Below are 20,392 nucleotides of genomic sequence, written 5' to 3' on the forward strand. Positions count from 1 at the left end.
TACACGCCTTTACAATGGTAGCACAAGGGGTGAAGTCCGTGATTTGGCTACGGATTTTAGGGGGTTAGAGTGGGTTAAATGCGTTATCCATGATAAATAAAGGGATTTATAAGGCGCTGTTCAGACACCGGAAACAGTCTCTGAAATAATGAAATTTAATTTCCGCAGGTCATGGGAATTTTTATTTCCTGTTTAAATCGGACCGTAAAACGCCTTGATTACGGGCGATGAAATTTATTTCAGCTTTTCTACTGCTGTCCACGCAAGGGTACCCGGCGCGATGGCATAGCCCTTAAACTGAAGGCCCGGGTGACAGGCATTTTCGCCTTCCATGAAAACACGGGCAACGACTGTATTCGCTGCTCCGTTATGGTGCGAAAGGCTGCACCCTGCACACTTTCATGACAATTGACGGCGCGTTAGTGGTGTTTTATGTGCAAAGTGCCCACTTTGCTATGTAGTCTCTGCCCGGAAAATTTTGGCATATCTCTTGCTGTTACTGGCATAGCCATTCAGACAGCCACTCAGGGGTTCACTATGTCAAACAGCAATGATTTTCCGCTCGTCGAAGCGCCCGCCTCGGGGCGCAAGGGTGTATTTTCGATTTCCATGGTCCTGTTCAGCTTCACGTTCTTTACCGGCACGATGTTCGCGGGAGGAAAACTGGGCGTCTCGTTTTCCATTGTTAACCTGCTGTGGATTGCCGTGATTGGTAACCTGCTGCTGGCGCTCTATGCCGCGTCGCTCGGCTGGATCGCGGCCCGCAGCGGGTTGAATACCGTGCTGATGGGGCGTTTCTGCTTCGGAGAAATCGGCAGCAAGCTGGCGGATTTTATCCTGGGCTTCGCTGAACTGGGCTGGTACGCCTGGGGGACGGCGACCGTGGCTATTTCACTGGTCAAAATCCTCGGCATACCCGAGGTGATGACCGTTCCGCTGATGATCCTGTTCGGTATTCTGTTTTGCGTCACCGCGCTGGTGGGCTACAAGGGGCTGGATGCGCTGTCCCGCGTGTCTGTGCCGCTGATGTTTATTCTGCTGGTGATATCGATGTACATCGCTGCTCATCACGCCGGTGGCTGGCAGGCGATGACGCTGATCGAGCCTAACGCCAGCCAAACCATGACCTGGTCGGCGGCAATTACCATGGTATTCGGCACCTTCGCCAGCGGCGCGACCCAGGCGACAAACTGGACGCGCCTGGCCCGCTCCAGCCGTACCGCCATCGTGGCCAGTATGAGCAGCTTCCTGATTGGTAACGGGCTGATGATTGTGGCCGGAGCCTGGTGTGCGATCGTTTACCAGCAGGCCGATATTGTCGAGGTACTGATTTTGCAGGGGCTGTCCGCCGCTGCGGTGGTGATGCTGTGCCTGAACCTGCTGACGATCCAGGGGCCGACGATTTATAACGTCTCGGCGGCCGCCTGCCATCTGCTGCGCAGCGAACGCCGCCGTACGCTGACGGTTGTTTCCGCCGGGGTCGGTATTCTGCTGGCGATTGGCGGTATGTATGAAATGCTGATCCCATTCCTGGTTCTGTTGGGCAGCATTATCCCGCCGATCGGCGGCGTTATCCTCGCCGACTACTGGTTCTATCGCGGTGGCCGCTATCCTTTACTGCACACGGCCCGCTTACCGCGCTTTAACTGGTCGGGGCTTTGCGCCTACGCGGTGGGGGCGGTGGTGGCTTATCTGTCGCCGTGGATCGCACCGCTGGTGGGGATTACTGTTTCCGCGCTGGTCTATATTGCCCTGACCCGCCTCGGCAAACGCCAGCCCGCCGCCGATTCGGTCGCGGAGCAGTAACCATGAGCCTGACGCTGAGCGATATCCTTGCTCTGGACGGGCTTTCCGCCCTGCGGCTGCGCGCGGGCGGGCAGGGGTTGCAGCTGGCGGTGCGCTGGTACTATGTGGCGGAAAACGAAACTATCGCGGACTGGATCATGGGGGGTGAGCTGGTGTTTATCACCGGCATCAATCATCCCCGCGATGAGGACAATCTGATCCAACTGCTGATGGAGGGCAAACAGCGCGGGATCGCCGGCATGGTGATCCTCACCGGTGACGCCTATATTCAGTCAATCCCGCCGCGCCTTATCGCACTGGCCGACGAGCTGGGTATCCCGCTGATCGAGCAGCCCTATTTGCTGAAGATGGTGATCGTGACCGAACGGATTGGAACCGCCCTGGTGCGCAGTGAAAATGCCCTGCAGTCGCAGCGCGATATTCTGATGCAGCTGTTAACCGGCGATTATCCCGATTTGCAGATGCTACAGCAGCGCGCAATCCATCAGCAGCTGGATTTCACCCGCCCGCTGCGGGTGGCCGCACTGCGCCTGGAGGGGATACAAAACCTGTTTCGCCAGTTTCCCCCCGAGCACGCCGAAGCCTGGCTACAGCAGGCGCGCCGTACTCTACGCCAGCGCCTGCAGCAGCAGCTGAACCAGCAGGGCAACAGCTTTCCGCTGGTCGAGCGCGGCAATATGTTTATCTTCCTGCTGCCGGACGAGCAAGATGATTTTTATCAGCAGAAAACGTGGTTGCAGCAGTGGCTGCGTGAACTGGCGGAAGGCAATGAGGGGCTGTCGCTGCTGTGCGGCCTGTCGGCGAAGGTGCAGCAGCTGCAGGACTATCAGCGCGCGCTGTCGCAGGCGCGTCAGGCGCTGGATCTGAGTGAGAATCTGCGCCCGGCGCAGCGCATCAGCGACTATCAGCAGCTGGGGTTTATTAAGCTGCTCTCTGCCATCAACGACCCGGCGCTGCTGAGTGATTTTATGCATGACCACCTCGGCTGCCTGATAGAGCGCGACCGCAAAAGCCCCTGGCTGCTGATGGAGACGCTGGAAACGCTGTTCCAGGAGAACGGCAACGTGGTCAGGGCCGCCGAGCGGTTGGGCATCCACCGCAACACCCTGCATCAACGCATTCAACGTATTGAAAAGCTGACCGGCTATGCGATCGGTCATCCACAGTTCCATCTCAACGCCTCGGTCGCGCTGACGATCTGGCGTATGTCACAAAACCATTTACGGGAACATCTATGAAACTGATCAACGCGCGCCTGCGCCATAAAGCATCACTCTATACCCTTGAATTAATTGACGGCGTGATTAACCGCATCACCGAGCAGTCCTCTGTGCAGGTGGCCGGGACCGACGATCTCGACGCGCAGCAAAAGCTGGTTATCCCGCCGTTTGTTGAGCCACACATCCATCTTGATGCCACGCTGACGGCGGGCGAACCGGAGTGGAACCGGAGCGGCACGCTGTTCGAAGGGATCGCCCGCTGGAGCCAGCGCAAACAGACCGTTACGATTGAAGACACGCGCCAGCGCGCGCTGAAAACCATTGGTATGCTGCGCGATAATGGCGTGCAGCACGTTCGTACGCATATTGATGTTACCGACCCCTCCCTGACGGCGCTTGAGGCGATGCTGGCCGTGAAAAAAGAGGCGGCTCATCTTATTGACCTGCAAATCGTGGCGTTCCCGCAGGAGGGCATCGAATCCTTCCCCGACGGCCGCGCGCTGATGACCCGCGCCATTGAGATGGGTGCTGACGTGGTGGGCGGCATTCCGCACTACGAATTCACCCGCGAGAAAGGCATCAGTTCGCTGGCTTTCCTGATGGACCTGGCCGAGCGCCACAACTGCCTGGTGGATGTACACTGCGATGAAATCGACGATCCGCAGTCGCGCTTCCTGGAAGTGCTGGCGGAAGAAGCGCGGGTACGCGGGATAGGGGCGAAGGTAACCGCCAGCCATACCTGCGCTATGGGATCTTACGACAACGCTTACTGTTCCAAGCTGTTCCGCTTGCTCAAGGCGTCGGGCATTAACTTTATCTCCTGCCCAACGGAGAGCATTCATTTACAGGGCCGCTTCGACACCTGGCCGAAACGTCGCGGCGTCACGCGCGTGGCGGAGCTGGACCGGGCCGGGATCAACGTCTGCTTTGCGCAGGACTCCATCCAGGACCCGTGGTATCCGCTGGGGAACGGCAACATCATGCGCATCCTTGATGCCGGTCTGCATATCTGCCACATGCTGGGGTATGACGATTTGCAGCGCTGCCTCGACCTGATTACCGATAACAGCGCGCGGGCGATGTGCCTCGGGGATAACTACGGCATTGCCGAAGGACGCCCGGCGAACTTGCTGATCCTGGATGCCGAAAATGACTACGATGCGCTGTGCCGTCAGGCCCGGGTGCTGACCTCGATTCGACACGGTAAAATCATTATGCAGCGCCAGCCGGAACGGATTGGCTATCCCGAGTAACCGATAAGTTCGCCCGGCGGTTAGCTGCCGGGCGAAAGACACCGCTAAACATACAGAACTGAGTTAATGGCAAGCCGATCGTCGCAGGCAGTTCGGCTCTCTCCGCGATTCTCCGGGCGTGCGGATAGCGAATCTGGTCGTACGCCCACAATTGCTGATTAAGATCCCTTTATAACCCGTAGCTAAGTGAGAAATCATTAATGAGTCTTTTTGCATCATTTTGTGAAAAAACCAATGGCTGGCATAAGTTGATGTCCGGCCAGCTTTATTTTTGCACTTATTCAGACTGTATGATTCATTTTTAAGCATTTCTGAAATAAAAATTCGATTTGCGTCTCATTTCTGATCTTCTTTCATTGTCTCAATTGTCTCTTTAGATCTACTTTGTGTCTAATTTGACTCTTTATGTGTCAATAAGAGGCGATTTAAATATCGATTTATGCCTCACAGATAACAATGGCAAGTAAGCGGAAGAAGACAAAATGACAAAATCTGTTTGGCTACTGGGCGCTATCGGTGCACTGGTGATTATCCTGGGGGCAGCACTGGCGGCAGGCGGTGCGTATCTCGCGGTATTAGGGGGAGTCTGGTTCTATTTGTTCGCAGGGGTTCTGTTGTGCATCACCGGCTACGGGCTACTGCGCAGGCGTTTCTTCGCCTGGCCGGTAGCTCTCGGGCTGGCGCTGTACAGCGTGATCTGGGCCTGCTGGGAAATTGGCGATGATTTCTGGCAGTTCCTGCCGCGCGTAACGGTGTTCCTCGGTATCGGTATGCTGGCATCGCTGTGCGCGCCGTGGCTGACCCGGAAAAATGGTCTGCCGGCCCCCGGCAAAAAGTCGGCGTTTACCACGGCCGGTGCCTTCTTTATTGCCCTGGTCGCGCTGGTTAGCGGCATTTTCGTTCCCCATGCGGAAGTCACCGCATCGGGTGAAGCCGCACCGGTGATTAATCCTCAGGCCGGTCACGAAGGCGGCAACGACTGGTCGGCCTGGGGGCGTAACACCCTCGGTGAAAAATACGTCCAGTTTGACCAGATTAACAAAAGCAACGTCAAGGATCTGAAGGTCGCCTGGACCTATCGCACCGGAGACATGGCGGTGGACGGTGCCGAATATCAGGTTACCCCGCTGAAAGTCGCCGACACCGTTTATCTGTGTACGCCGCTGAGCAAGGTGATTGCGGTTGACGCGACAACCGGTAAAGAGAAGTGGCGTTTCGACCCGCAGCCGAAGATCTTCGAAAGCAACCAGGGCTGGAAGCGATGCCGCGGGGTGGGCTATGCCGATCTCGACGCGTTGTCGGCGACCAGCCCGACCACCGGCGAGGTTACCGAAGCGGGAGCTTCCGCTGCTGCCACCTGCCGCAAACGCATCATTGAAACGACCATCGATGCCCGCATTGTGGCGCTGGATGCCGAAACGGGAAAACCGTGTGAAGATTTTGGCAACGGCGGCTACGTCGATCTGACCGTGGGCCTGCCCGCTGACGCCAAAGGGGGCCAGCAGGGCAGTTATAACGTGACCTCCGCGCCGCTGGTGGCCGACGGGGTGATCATGGTGGGGGGCCGTCTGAACGATAACCTGACCGTTGGCGAGCCCGGCGGCGTGGTGCGTGGCTATGATGTGGCAAGCGGCAAGATCCTGTGGGCCTGGGATGCGAAACGCGGTGCCAGCGACAGCAGCCCGCTGCCGGCCGGGCAGACCTACCCGATTGAAACACCGAACTTCTGGGGAACCGCCGCCTACGATCCTAAGCTGGGTCTGGCCTATTTCCCGACGGGCAACCAGACGCCTGACTTCTGGACCGGCGATCGTCATCCGTATTCGAACGAATATAACGATGCCATCGTGGCCGTCGACCTGAAAACCGGCAAGGAGCGCTGGCATTTCCGCACCGCCAACATTGACCAGTTTGACTACGACGTCTCCACTCAGCCGATTCTGTACGATATGCCGCAGAAGGATGGCACCACCATTCCGGTGATTATCCAGGGCACTAAACGCAGCCAGATCTTTGTGCTGGATCGCCGTACCGGCAAGCCGGTCTACCCGGTGGAGCAGCGTAAAGTACCGACCGATGTCATGCCGGGGATGCAGGTTGCTGACACCCAGCCTTACTCCGCGCTCTCCGTGGGCGTCGACCGGCTGAAAGAGTCTGATATGTGGGGAGCCACGATTTTCGATCAGCTCTACTGCCGCGTTCAGTTCAAGAAGCTGCGCTACGAAGGGGAGTGGACGCCGCTGTCGGATAAGCAGGACACGCTGATCTGGCCGGGTTATTACGGCGGCCAGAACTGGGGCAGCATGGCGATCAACCCGGCGACCGGTGTGCTCTACGTCAATGACATTCGCATGGCGATGGTGGGGCGCTTCCTGTCTCGTGAAGAGGCCGCGAAGGGCGGGCTGAAACCGTCAACCGAAGGCGAATATTCCGAGCAGAAGGGCACGCCGTGGGGCGTGGAACGCGGGATGTTCCTGTCACCGCTGGGTACGCCGTGCTTCAAACCGCCGTTCGGCTCGCTGACCGCCATCGATCTGGCGAACAATCAGGTGAAGTGGCAGGTGCCGCTTGGCGGCATCCAGGATGCACCGATCCACAACAGCTTCCTGCCGAAGGAGGGCATTGTGCCAAACCTGTATATTCCGCTGGGCATGCCAAATCTGGGTGGCCCACTGGTGACGGCGGGTGGACTGAGCTTCTTCCACGGCACGCTGGACTACTACCTGCGCGCGTTCGACAACGATACCGGTAAGGAAGTCTGGCGCACCCGTCTGCCGGTCGGCGGTCAGGGCACGCCAATGAGCTATATCGGCAAGGACGGCAAGCAGTACATCGTGGTGGTGGACGGCGGCGCGACCCGCACCGGCACCAATAAAAATCGCGGCGATTACGTGATTGCCTACGCCTTACCCTGATTCAATTTTACCCTGAATAGTCTGTTAAACGGCGCTCTGCATAATCAGAGCGCCTGCCGGGCGGCGCGATTAAAAAATCGGTTGCCGGAATAACGATCTTATTATCTGCATATTAAGGTGATTATAATGCTGACCTCATTACATGGTATTTCGACCAGCCACGGGAATTTAATAACGGATGTGCGCCTTGCGAAAGAGGCGGGTTTCGACGCGCTGGAAATATTTTACCCTAAACTGGTGCGCTATTTAGACAATGGCGGAACCACGCAGGAAATTAAACAGGTAATTGCCGATGCGGGGCTTTCGGTTTCATTTCTCAGCGCGCTCGACAGAATTGAACGACATGAGGGAAGCGAGAAGCAGCAGCTGCTGACCGAAGCGGAAAAAATCACCCGTGAGGCCGTTGAGCTGGGTACCGAAACCGTCATGATATTACCGCGTACCGGCATCGACCATTATGCCGACGACAAGATCATGGACATCATGAGCGAAAATATTTCTGCTATCGCCGCCATCGGTGAACAGCACGGCATTCGCTATATGATCGAGCTGCCGGCCTTCACCAAATTCCGCACGCTAAGCCAGGCGCAGGAGGTGATCCGCCGGATTGATAAGAAGAATGTCGGTGTGGTGGTCGACTTCTGGCACTTCTACGCCTCCGGCGCCACGCCGCAGGATGTCGCTACGATGGATAAAGAGATGATTTTTGGCGTGCACTTCGGTGACGGCCGCGTGCCGCACAGCCCGCAGGAACCCTGGGATGAAACGGTATTACGCGACTGCATACCGGGAGAAGGGGAAATCGATCTCCGCGCCTGGTCCGAAGCCGTTAAATCCACCGGCTATAACGGAGCCTGGTCAATTGAATTAATCAGCCCGCGCCTGTGGGAACGCGATCCTGCTTTATTAACAAAGGAGCTGTTGGCCTCCATTAAAAAATACGCGAATTAATTTAACCATTATCGAACTTCCGGTGTTGACGATCTTTATTAATAAATGAATTCGATCGTTATCACCTTAATCCCTCCCTGTATTAATGCGTGACGTAGAGAATAATATGAAAACAAATAATGCTCCCCGTTTACCGGTGAGAGTGGCAATCAGTCCGCTCTCCTGGGCCAATGAAGTCATAGAAGAGTTTGGTCAGGATGCCACGGCAGAATTATGCCTGACGGGCGCGCAGGCAGCGGGTTATGAAGGCGTTGAGATGAGCCGCTTATTTCCCCGCCATCCTGACGAACTGAATACGCTGCTGTCCGGTTATCGCCTTTCACTGGCATCCGGCTGGCACAGCGGTTTTCTCGCCGAGCGCAGCGTGGATGAGGAACTGAACGCGGTTGATGAGTTTGCCACGCTGCTGCAAAAAACCGGGGCGCGGGTGATGGTGTACGGCGAGTGTGCCGCGATGGCGGAGAACGCGCTGGATGTGCCCATGTCCCGCCGTAAGAAGTTAACCCCGGCGCAGATGGCGGCGTATGGCGCGCGGCTGACCGAGTTCGCCAGGGCGCTGGCGGAACGCTACGGTCTGGCAATGGCGTATCACCACCACCTGATGATGGTGGTGGAAACGCGGGATGAAGTTCGCCAGCTGATGGCGGCAACTGGCGATGAAGTCGGCCTGCTGCTGGACACCGGACATGCGCTGACGGGCGGGTTCAGCTACGTCGATCTGATTTCGGAGTTTGGCCCACGCATTAAGCATATTCACCTGAAAGACGTGCGTCCGCAGGTACTGGAAACCGTGCACAGCGGCGATCTCTCGTTCAACGATGCGGTGCGGGCCGGTATGTTTACCATCCCCGGTGACGGCGCGATCGATTTCCAGCCGCTGTTCGAGTTTATCCGCCGTTCTGGTTATGAGGGCTGGGTGGTGGTTGAAGCCGAGCAGGACCCTTCGCTGGAGTGCCCGGACATCACCGTTGCCAGAGCGCGTAACTGGCTCAGCACCATCCTGCCTGCCCAGGCATAACGGAGAGCAACGACATGTCTTATCAACACAGGTTTAATGCCCGTTACGTGTATATGCTCTGCCTGGCGGCTTCCGCCGGTGGATTTATGTTTGGTTATTCCGAAGGGGTGATCGCCGCCACGCTGGAGTCGATCCAGCACACCTTCGGCCTGAATTCGGTTCAAACCGGCTGGGCGGTTTCCAGCGTGATCTTTGGCGGCGTGATCGGTGCGCTGACCGCCGGGAAAATGGCGAATAAAACCGGCCGCAAACCGGTGATGCTGCTCAGCGCCATCCTGTTTGTGATTACCTCTTATTTTTCGGCCGTCGCGGACTCGTTTACGCTGTTTACCGGCTCGCGGCTGATCTGCGGTATCGCCGTTGGGCTGGCGGCAACGGTGGCCCCGATGTATATCTCTGAAATGTCGCCTGCCAAAATGCGCGGTAAAGCCACCGGTACTTACGATCTGTCGATGGTGGTCGGCGTGCTGGCGGTGTTTACCGTCAACTACCTGATTGCACGCGGCATGCCGCAGGCCTGGATGGTGGAAACCGGCTGGCGGATTATGATGGCCGTGCAGCTGGTGCCGTCGCTGGCGATGCTGGTGTTGATCATTTGCTTACCGGAGTCGCCGCACTGGTGCATTCGGCATAACCGCAGCGAGCAGGCGATTAAAGTGCTGTCGCGTATCTATCCGGAGCTTAATCAGGAAGAGGCCCGTCAGCTGTTTCAGCTACCATCGTCACCCGCCAGAAGCTCAAACACGGCGAGCAAAGGCGCGTTGGCGGACAACCCGGCGCTGCGCTATATCCTGGTGGTCGGGGTGGCGATTGCGGTTCTGCAGCAGTTCACCGGCATCAACGTCATCAACTACTACACCCCGATGATGCTGGAAGGCACCACCAGTGATAAAGACATCATCTTCTTCGAAACGATTTTTGTCGCCCTGCTCAATGGTATTGGCGCATTTATCGGCATGCACCTGTTCGACCACTACGGCCGTCTGCCGATCATGAAGATTGGCACCGTCGGTGCCATCGTCGGGCTGCTGATCGCCTCCTGGGGTCTGTACACCAATGATGTCGGCTATATCGCCATCAGCGGCATCCTGATCTTCACGCTGTTCTTTGGTATGGGCTGGGGTGCGGGTGCCTGGGTGATGATCTCGGAAATCTTCCCGGACAGAATCCGTGAATTCAGTATGGGACTGGCCGTGGGCCTGATGTGGATCAGCAATTTCCTGATCACCCTGGTGTTCCCGATCGTCAACGACAATGCCTGGCTACAGGAGCAGTTCCACGGCGCGTTCTCCATGTGGATCTTCGTGGTGTTTAACGTCGTCTGTTACTGGTTCCTGTCGCGTTACGTTCCGGAAACCCGAGGCGTGGCGCTGGAAGATATCGAAAAGGTTGCGGCAGCGAAGATGCTGAAAAATTCGCTGTCTGTGCAGACGGAGAAAGGCTGATTTTTCTGCTGCTGAAGGTAATAATCCGTCAGCGTGTTTCCCGGCACATAAAGGAAAGCGGGCCAGATGACAGGCCCGTTTGACCGTGCAGCCCCGTTCAAATCATCTGCAGGGTGCGACGTTTTTCCGTTTGTACCAGCGCCTGCGGCAGCAGCGCCAGCACCCGCCGGTTCTCTTCTGGCGTGCCAATGGTGACGCGTAGCCAACCCGGCAGGCCGAATCCTTCGCCCGCACGAATCAATATTCCCTGTTGGTAATAGACGTCGACCACCGGCTGGCTGTTCGGCAGCCCGGTATGAAATAGCACGAAATTGCCGTGTGAGCGGATGTAGCGCAGCCCCAGCGTGTCCAGCGTCCGGTAGTACAGTTCCCGTCCCGCCTTAACGCCATCGACGACCCGCTGGTAATAGTCCCGATCCGCCAGACTTGCGGCGGCGGCGAGCTGCGACGGGGTGCTGATGTTGACCGGCAGGTGCAGGCGGCTCATCAGGTCGATCAGTTCCGGGCGGGCGATGCCGTAGCCGATGCGGAACGACGCCAGCCCGTAGGCCTTGGAGAAGGTGCGCAGGATGACCAGATTGCCGAACTCGCGCAGCAGGCGCGGGCTGTCCGGGAAATCCGGGTCGTCGACAAAATCCACATAGGCCTCATCCAGCACCACCACGATATCGCGTGGGATCGACTGAAGAAACTGGCGCAGAGTCGGCTCGGTCACGATGCCGCCCGCCGGGTTGTTGGGGTTGCACAGCCAGATGACGCGGGTCTTGTCGTTAATTGCCTGTTTGAGCGGCTCCAGATCGATGGTGAAATCGCGCAGCGGCACGGAAACGAAACGGGCTTCCATCTGACGGGTGGCGTTGTAGTAGTAGGGGAAGGACGGCGTCAGCGCGATAGCTTCATCACCCGGCGACAGAAACGTCTGGGCGACCAGCTCAATCAACTGGAAAGAGCCGGTGCCGAAAATCAACTGTTCGGGCGGCAGTTGATGATAGTCGGCCACTTGCCGCCGCAGCGCGGCGGCGGTGGAGTCCGGGTAGTAGCTGAGATCGTTCCAGTGGTCGAGCAGCGCCTGCTTCACCCGCGGCGACAGGCCGAAGGTGTTCTCGTTAGCCGACAGATTGAGGATCTGCTGCGTGCCCAGCTCCTGCCGGGTGGCTTCCAACGTTCTCGCCGGTATGAACGGGCTGAGATCGTCAAGGATTTTACGATGGGTCGGGATCATTTAAGGCTCCTGTCAGGCGGCGGTGTGATGGGGAACGGCGGCACGGATCTGCCGCACCCAGCGGTCGGTCTGGCGGATGGCGGTTTCAATCTGCTGCGGGCCGGAGGCGAAGGGCAGGCGCGTCAGGCGTTGCAGCTCGCTGAAGGTTTCCTGCGCCAGCAGGGCGATATCGGCGTCGATGTCGTCGCTGATGCCGATCTCTTCCAGCGTCAGTGCCAGGTTGAACTGTTCGAACAGCTGCACGCGATCGCGGAAGCTGTCGTAGTCGATGCCGCTGATGACGAACTGCGTCAGTAGCCCCAGCGCCACCTTGTCGCCGTGCAGGCGGTAGCGGGTATGGGCCAGTCGGGTGGAGGCCTGATAATACGGGTGGGCGAAGCCGCCGAAGTGCCGACCGTCGTGCAGGGTGCCGACCTGTCCGGCCAGATAGATGATGGCGTCGACCGTGTCCAGCCCGGCCTGCGTCACCACGCCGCGTTGCCCCTCTTCAATGGCCTGCCTTGCCTGACGCGAAAGCACGTCGAACGCCAGGCGCGCGGTGTGGATCATTTGCGGCAGAGTGAGCGAATGGACGTCCGGCGTATGGTTCGGCTCCGTTTCGTACCATTTGGCAAGCGTGTCGAGCACCCCTGCGTGGGTGTAGTTCGCCGGGGCGGCCAGAATCACCCTGGTGTCGGCCAGCACCAGCACCGGGGAACGGCGGTTGAGGTGTACGGCGTCGAAGTCGCCCTCTTCGTCGTAGAGGATCGACACCGCCGCCCAGGCGGCGCAGGTGGCGGCGATAGTGGGCACGGCCACTACCGGCAGGCCGAGCCGATCGCCCACCACTTTGGCGGTGTCGCACACCCGGCCGCCGCCAATGGCGATAATCACGTCGGCGGTAAAGTCTTTAGCCTGCTGGCTGAACCGCTCGATGACGCGCCGCGTCGGGTAGCCGGTGAGCGTCACCGTCTGGTGGGCGATACGCTGCTCGTCCAGACTGGCGGTCAGCGTGCCGCCGACCTGTTCGAACGCGGTCTGCCCGGTGATGATAAAGGCGCGTTTGCCGTAGCGCGAGATGTGCTCGCCCGCCTGCGACAGCAGATCGGGCTGGTTGAGATACTGTTCCGGTGCCTTGATAGTGAGCATGATGATTCCTCTCAGATGGTGAATTCTGCCTGTGGGCTCTGATGTTCCGGCAGGTGCAGGATCTTGCTGAGGATCAGTTTCTTGTAGTGCAACTGGTCCTCTTCGGCGGTATGTGGACGGCTGAGTTCGATACGGACATCCAACGCGATGTGCTGGTGCGCCATAACGATCACCCGGTCCGCCAGCCGCACGGCTTCGTCCACGTCATGGGTAACCAAAATGCCGGTGAAGCGCTGCTCCAGCCAGACATTCTCGATCAGCGCCTGCATGTCGAGGCGGGTGAGCGCGTCCAGCGCACCGAGCGGTTCGTCCAGCAGCAGCACGCGCGGTTCGGCCACCAGTGCGCGCGCCAGTGCCACTCTCTGCTTCTGCCCGCCGGACAGCACGCCCGGCCAGCTGCGCTGCTTATCGGCCAGCCCGACTTTGGCCAGCACGCTTCGCGCTACGTCGTCGTCCCGGTTCGGAGAGCCGGAACGCACGTTGTCCAGCACGCTGCGCCAGGGCAGCAGACGCGCTTCCTGAAACAGCACGCGGACGTGCGGATTGACACCGTCGATCGGCTGACGGTCGATGGTGATGGTGCCGCTGGTAGGCTGTTCCAGCCCGGCGATCATGCGCAGCAGCGTGCTTTTGCCGCAGCCGCTGTGGCCGACGATGGCGACGAACTCGCCGGGTGCCAGCGTCAGGCTAACGTTGTTGAGAATTGACACGTCGCCGAAACGCTTGCTGACGTTGTCGAGGGTAATGCCGTAGCCGTTGGGGGACGTCATGATGGAGTTCCTGTTAGTTGCGCCAGCGCAGCACACGGCGCATCAGCGACGAAGCGATGACGTCGGACAGTTTGCCGAGCAGCGCATAGATGATGATGCTGAGTACCACTTTGTCCATTTGCATCAGCTCGCGGCCGGTGATGGCCATGTAGCCGATACCGGCGTCGGAGGCGATGGTTTCAGCGGCTATCAGCACCAGCCACATGATGCTCAGCGACAGCCGCACACCGACCAGAATCGAAGGCAGCGCGCCGGGGAAGATGATGTCGCGGAACATTTGCAGCGGCGTGAAGCCATAGACCTTGCCCATTTCCAGCAGACCGCGATCGATGTTCCTGATACCGTGGAAGGTATTGACGTACACCGGGAAAAACACGCCGAACGCCACCATGGCGATTTTCACTTCCTCACCGATGCCAAACCAGACGATAAACAGCGAGATCACCGCCAGCACCGGGATGTTGTGCACCATGTTGATCGTGGTGCTGAGGGTAATTTCAGCCCGCCGCGACACGCCGTTGAGCAGGCCGAGCACGAAGCCGATGCTGCCGCCGAGCAGGAAACCGGCGATGGCTCGCCGGGCGCTGACGTACATGCTTTCGGCCAGATCGCCGTTCTCCAGACTGGTGATGGCGCGCGTTACTACCTCAAGCGGCGACGGCAGAATGGAGCGGCTGGCTTCGTTCAGGCTGGAAAGGTGCCAGACAATCAGCAGGGCAATGGGCAGCAGCCAGGGAGCGAGCAGCCGCAGCAGCCGCGCCAGCGCAGGTTTGAAGCGCGGCGGCGAGATGACGCGCGGCGGCTGAATCACCGACTCGGCGGCGAGTGAAACGGGATGATTTTTCTGCATGGCGGTCATTCCGTGAAGTTATCGGGGAAGGTATTTGGCAAGGGCCTGATTGATAGGAACGTCCAGCGTCGAGTCGTAGAACGTGGCGACATCGGCCGGTTTTTCCAGCAGCCCGGTGGCGTACAGCGTGTCGGCTACGTCCTGCTGGGACTTGAGCGCTTCAGGTGAAACCACGAGGTAGCGGGATGGGCCCTGGACGTACTCTGCTTTGATGTCTGCCAGCGCGACGTCGTAGGGGCGGCCGGTCGGATCGGCGGAGACTTTAGCCCATTCTTCCGGGTGCGTTTCGGCATAGTGGTAAGCGGCGTTCAGGCGGCCGATATAGTCGGCGAAGGCGGCGCGTTTGCCGGGGTCTTGCAGCGAAATTTCAGACGCCGCGATCGGGAAATTACCGGACAGAATATTTTCGGCACTGGCCAACTGGGTAGCGCCGCGCAGTTCGGCGGCTTTAATCGAATTGCCGTAGCTGGCGAAGGCGTCGATACCGCCGCTGAATAGCGCAGTGACGCCGTCGGCGGTGGTAATTTCTACACGCTGAATATCGTCCCATTTCAGACCGGCGTTTTTCAGCATCTGATACAGGAAATAATGGGCGGTGGTGGATTTAATATAGCCGACGCGTTTGCCTTTTAATTCCGCCACGCTTTTTATCGGCGAATTGGGCGGAACGATCAATTCCTGATGCAGGGTGGAGCTGTTTTTAATCGCGATAATTTTGAAATTACCTTTATTTGCTGCCAGCGACGCAAATACCGGCGGAATTTCGCTGGTGACGGCGAAATCCACTTTGTTGGCCGCCATCGCCTCCAGTCCCAGCGCGCCGCCCTGGAAGGCCTGATATGTAACGCGATAGGGTGTATCGTCCAGTTTCGCCAGTTTTAACACCGCCTGTTCGACTTTCCAGCCGGTGCTGGCCACGCTCAAGGTGGTCTTGCTCAGGTCGGGGTCGGCGATGGCGCTTTGTGCTGCCAACGTCAGCAAGGTAAATACCCATCCCAAAGATCTTATTCTCATGTCGTGTTTCCTGTTGTATTGGTATTGTTAATTGATGCTATTGCAATGTTATTCGTGGTCGAGAATAAGATAATCTTTGTGATATATGTACGTTTTCGTCATGCTTTTTATAGGATTGCTTATGCGGAAGTTTATAAGGATCTCAAAATAACTAGTTCAATAGAAATGTCCGTATATTCGAGGCGGATATGACTAAGTTGCGCCAATAATACATGTTTACCCGAAGTTGAAATATCATCCTCAGTTCCCAAGTTAAAATGAAAGGTGGCAAATGCGCCGTAACTGGGTGACATAATAAACTAGCTAAAAAGTGACATTATCAGGTTGATATTTAACATAATTAACATCTGAATTTGGTGCGCATAATACTAATTATGTTAAATTAACTATCTCCGCTAAAGTGTTATCGGTGGAACCTGCCGCCGTGTTCCTCAATAGTTAATTGACGACAGCAACTTAATATCTGGCGTTATGGAAATCAGTGCCCTGAATCCAATATGAGGCATGCCTTCCCCTTTAGCGGGCGGAAGGCAACTTTATACTATGACAACAATCAGAACTGCGATTTATTGCTTTATAGCGTTACCTGAGGACTCCAGCCCAACACGCTGTCCGTAAGAAAGTTCCAACGTATTGCCGTCTGGGTCAGCGAAGAAAACGTAATAACCCACTGGATCGCCTGCATCTACAGGTTCTTTCCGCAAAACATTTTCAGCACGTGCCAAACTAATTTTTTCATCAATTTCCTGGCGGCTGGCACAGGCAACGCCCAGATGACCGAAGTTCCCTAATGGGGTGTCCGTCACATTATCTGACTGTACCAAAACGAGGGCAAACGGGCGGGTTCGATCGCTCAGCCATGCCACTTTTCGCGCATCGGGAACATCAGGTTCGCGCTGGTGAACAACAGACATACCGGCATAGCGTTCATAAAACGCAATACTTCTATCCAGGTTTCTGACGACAAATGCAACATGCGTGAAACCAACATCTATTTCGTTCATATCCATAATTTGCCCATAGAAGTTAAGAGCAGACATTCTAAAACCTCATGTTAAGTTGAGGTCAAGGGCCGGTCTGAGCTGCTTTTACACCAGGAATGAGTCATATACTCTGGATTAACTTCCGAATGCAGTAGCCAGAACAAAATGATTGAATGCTTCACGCCGTCCTTTTGTGATGACCTTCATAAGACTCACCGGGCAGCGAGTTTCTCTATGTTGCCAGCGACATGCTTTATCTATCACCGACCAACTTCCTCTAATTTATCTGCCGAACGCTTAAAATAAGAGGCAGGATAAAAGTGGAAAAATTACTCTATGGTGTGGCTTACTACCGTGAATATATGCCTGAAGAACGGCTGGATGAAGATATACGGCTGATGAAGGCGGCAGGCATCAATGTGGTTCGTATTGCGGAAAGCACGTGGAGCAGCTACGAACGACAGGACGGTGATTTTAACTTTTCCAGCGTGCTGACCGTTCTGGACCGTATGCATGCTAACCACATCGCCGTTATCATCGGTACGCCAACCTATGCCATTCCTGCATGGCTTGCGAAAAAACACCCTTCGGTCATGGCCACCACCCCGCAGGGGGTGAATAAATATGGTCACCGCCAAAAGATGGATATCACCAGCCCTGTTTACCTGCGATATGCAGAGCGGATTATTCGCGAGTTGCTGACCGCCACCGCCAGTCACCCGGCCGTCATTGGGTATCAGATCGATAATGAGACTAAATACTACGATACCTGCGGAGCACCCGTTCAGAGGGGCTTTATTGAGCAGCTGAAGAAACAGTTTGATGGCAATCTCGACAAGCTGAATGCCGAGTACGGCCTTGATTACTGGAGTAACAGAATCGACGCCTGGGAGGATTTCCCGCCGCTGGAAAGTACCATCAACGCCAGTCTGGGTGCCGCTTTCCAGCGCTATCAGCGCGGCCTGGTGACAGACTTCCTGGCCTGGCAGGCAACGCTGGTCAGCGAGTATCGCCTGCCCGGTCAGTTCATCACCCATAACTTCGATTTCGAGTGGCGGACCTGGTCCTTTGGTGTGCGCGGAGAGGTCGATCATTTCACGGCATCGTCAGTGCTGGACATTACCGGCGTGGATATTTATCACCCGGGCCAGCATCAGCTTACCGGGGTAGAAATTGCCTTCTGCGGGGACATTGCGCGCACAACGAAGGACGCAAACTATCTGGTTCTGGAAACGCAGGCGCAGGCGTTTAAAAACTGGACCCCTTACCCCGGCCAGCTCCGCCTTCAGGCTTTTAGTCACATCGCTTCCGGCGCAGCGATGGTAAGCTACTGGCACTGGCATTCCCTGCATAACTCCTATGAAACATACTGGAAAGGACTGCTCAGTCACGATCTGGAGCCAAACCCTGTTTATGATGAGGCGAAAGATATCGGCCAGGCATTCGCCCGCCTTTCCCCGCATCTTGCGGGCCTGAAAAAACATAATCGCGTCGCCCTGCTCGTCAGTCACGACTCACTGACCGCCGTTGACTGGCATCCTTACAGCGGGCATCAGTTTGGTCGTAACAAGGAACATCAGTATAACGACACCGTTCGCGCTTATTATGATGCTCTTTACCGTCTCAACATTGAAGTAGACATTCTGACCGTTGACGATCCCCGTCTCTCACGTTATCAGCTACTGGTAGCCCCCCTGCTTTACGCCGTTTCTGAGTCATCTCTGCAACGCCTGAATCAGTTTACCGAACGGGGCGGGCATATCCTGTACGCCTTCAGGTCGGGCTTTGCTAATGAACACCTCAAAGTCAGAACGAACCGGCAGCCGGCCGTCATCAGAGAAGCGGTGGGTGCAAGCTATCAGCTATTTGTCGAGCCACACGAGGTGACCCTGCAGTCCGGGCTGCTGGACATTCCTGCCGGGAAAGCCGCTGTAGCTGACTGGATGGAGCTGCTGGAGGCCGATGCCGGTGCCGAGGTTTGGGCCAGTTATCAGCACCCCTACTGGAATAAATACGCAGCTATCGTTCATAACCGCTACGGTGCCGGAACGGCTACCTACGTGGGCTGCAGCATCAGTTCTGAGGCCGTGGAGGCGGTGCTGCTTCGATTGATTGAAAAAGCGGATCTGGACGTCGCAGCCCTATCGCCGGGTTACCCGGTCACGGTCAGGCGTGCGGTAAACCGTTCAGGCAATACCGTTCTTTTCTTCCTGAACTATTCCACCCAGCCTCAGACTCTGTCCTTCCCGTTTAAGGTCGGAGAGGAGTTACTGAGCGGGCAGCGTTACCGGCAGGGACAGACGCTTGAACTGGCTGACTGGGGCGTGGCGATTTTTGAAGTGGAGAAAGAATGATGAACTCTGACTCATCGAATCAGGATCTGCAGCGTATCGGCACCCGGGAACGCCTGGCCTTTGGCGTGGGCGATTATGGCACCAACTTAACCTACACGTTAATGGTGACTTTTCTGGCGTATTACTACACCGATGTGGTGGGCATCTCTGCTCTGCTGGTGGGATCGCTGATGTTCTTTGCCCGCGTGCTGGATGGCATTATCTGTATCTACGTCGGCATACGCATCGATAAGACGCGCTCCCGCCTGGGCAAAGCCCGGCCGTGGGTTCTGTGGACCGCCGTCCCGTTTGGCCTGTCGGCCTTTCTGATGTCGACCATTCCAGACGTCAGTTACACACTGAAAGTCGTCTACGTCTGCATTACCTATCTGCTGACCAATATCATGTTTACCGCGAACAACATCGCCTACGGCTCGCTCCTGGCGTTGATCACGCGTGATAATTATCAGCGCGGCATATTGAGTGTGTTCCGGAAAGGGTTCTCAACCTGTGGATCGCTTACCGTTGGGGTGTTAACCCTGCCGATGGTGGCATTTTTCGGCAACAGCAGTACGTCCTGGATTATCGTATTCGCTATATTTGGCTTGTTCACCGCCCTGTTCCTGCTTCTGACCGCGCTGGGTACCCGCGAGCGTGTAGAACCGGTGAGCAGCGACAACAGCCAGAGAATTAATGCCAGACAGGTTACGCGTTCAGTCATGGCAAATCGCTACTGGCTGATCATCTTCTTCTATCTGATGATTACCTTCACCAGCCTCACCGCGTTGTCGGCAGTCGGGGTGTATTACTCGAAATATGTTCTTTCGGATGTCTCTCTGATTGCCTACATCAGCATGGCCCAGTACATACCGGGCTTGCTTACGCTGATGATCATCCCGACGCTGCTTAAAAAGCTGGGCAAGCGGCGCCTGGCCATGCTCGGATTGATCGTTTGCTGTATTGCTTACCTGCTGCCGCTGTTCGACAAGCAGAATGCGCTGTTTGTGATTATGGCCACGGCAGTACGCAGCGTGGGATTCTGCGGCATTGGTGCCACCATGTTCGCCCTGCTGGCAGACACCATCGACTACGGTGAATGGCGAACCGGGCTGCGTATTGAAGGCATACTCTTCAGTGCCGGTACGCTGGGGCAGACGCTGGGGATGGGGCTCGGTACGGCAAGCGTAGGCTGGATACTGGGTGCGGCCGGGTTTGTCAGTGGTGGAAGCGCCCCTCAGTCTGAAACCGTCATCAGGACTATCGAATTTCTGTTTATCTTTTTCCCGCTCATCCTCGCGGCGCTAAACCTGGTACTGCTCTGGTTTTACAAGCTGGATGGGTTCTACCATCAGGTCGCGCAGGATCTGTCTGACGGTCGTTATCAGCAGGCCGATCGTACCGACGCTTCAGTCACCGGCGACAGTTTGCTAAATTTGAAGTGATCTCTACGACAAAATGAGAACATCCCCCCTTCAGCAATGGAG

15 protein-coding genes are annotated in these 20,392 nt (G+C 56.8%); 9 read left to right on the forward strand and 6 right to left on the reverse strand.

Going from position 1 to position 20,392, the window contains the following annotated elements:
- Positions 1-537: 537 nt before the first annotated feature.
- The 7 genes from codB (at position 538) to IBT46_RS06175 (ending at position 10,608) form a co-directional block, all read left to right on the forward strand.
- Entirely contained in the window at positions 538-1,806 is a 1,269-nt protein-coding gene (codB, locus tag IBT46_RS06145; RefSeq protein ID WP_200544877.1) for a cytosine permease, read from the forward strand.
- Between the two features lie 2 nt (positions 1,807-1,808).
- Positions 1,809-3,044: a PucR family transcriptional regulator gene (locus IBT46_RS06150; protein ID WP_200544878.1), complete on the forward strand. Its 1,236-nt coding sequence runs from the start codon at positions 1,809-1,811 to the stop codon at positions 3,042-3,044.
- Positions 3,041-4,279 carry a cytosine deaminase gene (codA, locus tag IBT46_RS06155; protein WP_200544879.1) on the forward strand — a complete coding sequence of 413 codons (1,239 nt, stop codon included), beginning with the start codon at positions 3,041-3,043 and terminating at the stop codon, positions 4,277-4,279. The genes IBT46_RS06150 and codA overlap by 4 nt, the downstream gene beginning before the upstream one ends.
- Positions 4,280-4,761: 482 nt before the next feature.
- On the forward strand, positions 4,762-7,194 hold the full coding sequence (locus tag IBT46_RS06160; protein ID WP_200544880.1) for a membrane-bound PQQ-dependent dehydrogenase, glucose/quinate/shikimate family: 2,433 nt from the start codon (positions 4,762-4,764) through the stop codon (positions 7,192-7,194).
- 126 nt (positions 7,195-7,320) lie between these two features.
- Positions 7,321-8,145: a sugar phosphate isomerase/epimerase gene (locus IBT46_RS06165; protein WP_200544881.1), complete on the forward strand. Its 825-nt coding sequence runs from the start codon at positions 7,321-7,323 to the stop codon at positions 8,143-8,145.
- A 106-nt stretch (positions 8,146-8,251) separates the two neighbouring features.
- On the forward strand, positions 8,252-9,163 hold the full coding sequence (gene iolE / locus IBT46_RS06170; RefSeq protein WP_200544882.1) for a myo-inosose-2 dehydratase: 912 nt from the start codon (positions 8,252-8,254) through the stop codon (positions 9,161-9,163).
- A 14-nt stretch (positions 9,164-9,177) separates the two neighbouring features.
- Positions 9,178-10,608, forward strand: coding sequence for a sugar porter family MFS transporter (locus IBT46_RS06175; RefSeq protein ID WP_200544883.1), 1,431 nt, complete (start codon positions 9,178-9,180; stop codon positions 10,606-10,608).
- Positions 10,609-10,705: 97 nt separating this feature from the next.
- On the opposite strand, the gene hisC is transcribed toward IBT46_RS06175, so the two are convergent.
- From hisC to IBT46_RS06205, 6 genes are all read right to left on the reverse strand, one after another.
- The gene (hisC, locus tag IBT46_RS06180) at positions 10,706-11,830 is read right to left on the reverse strand and encodes a histidinol-phosphate transaminase (RefSeq protein ID WP_200544884.1); all 1,125 of its coding nucleotides are present in this window, start codon (positions 11,828-11,830) and stop codon (positions 10,706-10,708) included.
- Between the two features lie 12 nt (positions 11,831-11,842).
- The gene (locus IBT46_RS06185; RefSeq protein WP_200544885.1) at positions 11,843-12,958 is read right to left on the reverse strand and encodes an iron-containing alcohol dehydrogenase family protein; all 1,116 of its coding nucleotides are present in this window, start codon (positions 12,956-12,958) and stop codon (positions 11,843-11,845) included.
- Between the two features lie 11 nt (positions 12,959-12,969).
- Positions 12,970-13,728: an ABC transporter ATP-binding protein gene (locus IBT46_RS06190; protein WP_200544886.1), complete on the reverse strand. Its 759-nt coding sequence runs from the start codon at positions 13,726-13,728 to the stop codon at positions 12,970-12,972.
- A 13-nt stretch (positions 13,729-13,741) separates the two neighbouring features.
- A complete protein-coding gene (locus IBT46_RS06195) occupies positions 13,742-14,578 on the reverse strand; it encodes an ABC transporter permease subunit (RefSeq protein WP_200544887.1) in 837 nt (278 codons plus the stop codon).
- Positions 14,579-14,596: 18 nt separating this feature from the next.
- Positions 14,597-15,592 carry an ABC transporter substrate-binding protein gene (locus IBT46_RS06200; protein WP_200544888.1) on the reverse strand — a complete coding sequence of 332 codons (996 nt, stop codon included), beginning with the start codon at positions 15,590-15,592 and terminating at the stop codon, positions 14,597-14,599.
- Between the two features lie 566 nt (positions 15,593-16,158).
- Entirely contained in the window at positions 16,159-16,596 is a 438-nt protein-coding gene (locus tag IBT46_RS06205) for a VOC family protein (protein ID WP_200545062.1), read from the reverse strand.
- A gap of 299 nt (positions 16,597-16,895) precedes the next feature.
- Between IBT46_RS06205 and IBT46_RS06210 the strand changes: the two genes are divergently transcribed.
- Together IBT46_RS06210 and IBT46_RS06215 are read left to right on the forward strand one after the other, a co-directional pair.
- Entirely contained in the window at positions 16,896-18,929 is a 2,034-nt protein-coding gene (locus tag IBT46_RS06210; protein ID WP_200544889.1) for a beta-galactosidase, read from the forward strand.
- On the forward strand, positions 18,926-20,350 hold the full coding sequence (locus IBT46_RS06215) for an MFS transporter (RefSeq protein WP_200544890.1): 1,425 nt from the start codon (positions 18,926-18,928) through the stop codon (positions 20,348-20,350). The genes IBT46_RS06210 and IBT46_RS06215 overlap by 4 nt, the downstream gene beginning before the upstream one ends.
- The last annotated feature ends 42 nt before the right edge of the window (positions 20,351-20,392 follow it).

Source organism: Erwinia sp. S38 (assembly GCF_016624545.1).
Taxonomy (GTDB): domain Bacteria; phylum Pseudomonadota; class Gammaproteobacteria; order Enterobacterales; family Enterobacteriaceae; genus Erwinia; species Erwinia coffeiphila.